The organism is Luteolibacter flavescens (assembly GCF_025950085.1).
GTDB classification, from domain to species: domain Bacteria; phylum Verrucomicrobiota; class Verrucomicrobiia; order Verrucomicrobiales; family Akkermansiaceae; genus Haloferula; species Haloferula flavescens.
Genome location: NZ_JAPDDS010000043.1, coordinates 1 through 1,344, shown reverse-complemented (window position 1 = coordinate 1,344; position 1,344 = coordinate 1). Strand labels below are relative to the sequence as shown.

The 1,344-nt window shown below is 54.9% G+C and carries 1 protein-coding gene; it reads right to left on the bottom strand.

The annotated features are described in order from the left end of the window. Nucleotides 1-52 precede the first annotated feature (52 nt). Complete coding sequence (gene fbp / locus OKA04_RS24905) at nt 53-1,204, bottom strand: class 1 fructose-bisphosphatase (protein WP_264503846.1); 1,152 nt, start codon at nt 1,202-1,204, stop codon at nt 53-55. Nucleotides 1,205-1,344: the final 140 nt, after the last annotated feature.

Below are 1,344 nucleotides of genomic sequence, written 5' to 3'. Positions count from 1 at the left end.
GTCAGGGAGTCCATTCGCACGCCTTGATGGTGCCAGATCGATCAAACCGAGCTTACTTCGCCTGTGCAGCGTACAACCCTTTGATATCCTCCACATCTTCGAAGCTTCCAAGAAATATTTGGGATCTCTCGTGAATCTTGGTAGGAACGAGGTCAAGAGCCCGTTCTTTGCCTGTGAAAGACTGGCCTCCAGCCTGCTCCATCAGGAATGACATGGGGAAAACTTCATACAGAACACGGAGTTTTCCATTTGGGCTCTTCTTGTCTGCAGGGTACAAAAATACTCCTCCATATAGCAACGTACGGTGGACATCAGCAACCATACTTCCAATGTATCTCAAGGATTTAGGTGATGAACCATCCTTAGGGAACTTGCACTTCTCCACAAACTTTGCGGTAGGCTCGTCCCAATTTTTCGCATTCCCTTCATTCACTGAATAAATCTTCCCTTTCTTTGGTATCTTGATGTCTGGATGAGTTAATATGAACTCCCCGAGAGATGGATCAAGTGTGAAGCCATTGACACCATTTCCAGTACTCAGAACAAGCGTGCAGGAACTGCCGTACATGCAGTATCCAGCAGCAACCATGTTTTTTCCAGGCTGTAACACGTCCTCAAGAGTCACATTCTCCTTATCTTTGATCATGTAGATCCCAAAGATCGTTCCGATGGAGACGCCACAGTCGATGTTGGAGGAGCCGTCGAGTGGATCAAAGCACACGCAATACTTCCCACGCAGCGCAGGGTCCACGAACGTCGCTTCCTCGTCCTCCTCGGAGACAAGAACGCAGGTGCGGCCGCTGCTGACGAGAGCCTTGACGAACACCTCGTTGGACAGCACGTCCAGCTTCTTCTGCTCCTCTCCCTGAACGTTGGTCTCGCCGGCCAGCCCGATGAGCTTGGCGAGCCCGGCCTTGTTGACGGCGGAGGCGACGAACTTGCAGCCAAGCACGATGTGGGAGAGGAGGATGGTGAGGTCGCCGCGTGCCTCCGGGTTGCGGCTCTGCTCGTTCAGCACGTACCGCGTGATCGTCATCAGGTCCGTCCGGTACGCGTCCGCCTCGTGATCCATCTCCGCACCACTCTCCTCAGCTACCGCGCCGCGCGCTGTTCTTCTCGTCTGCTTACTCTGGTGGTGTGGGTGTGTCCCTGTCTCCCCTCTCCTTCCTCCTCTCCTTTCCCCTCCTCTCTTCCCCCCTCTCACAAGAGAGAGAGCGCCAGACTCTCCCCAGGTGAGGATTCAGCCATGAAGGGGGCCAAATCCAAGGGCGCCGCCAAGCCCGACGCCAAGTTGGCTGTGAAGAGTAAGGGCGCGGAGAAGCCCGCCGCCAAGGGCAGGAAGGG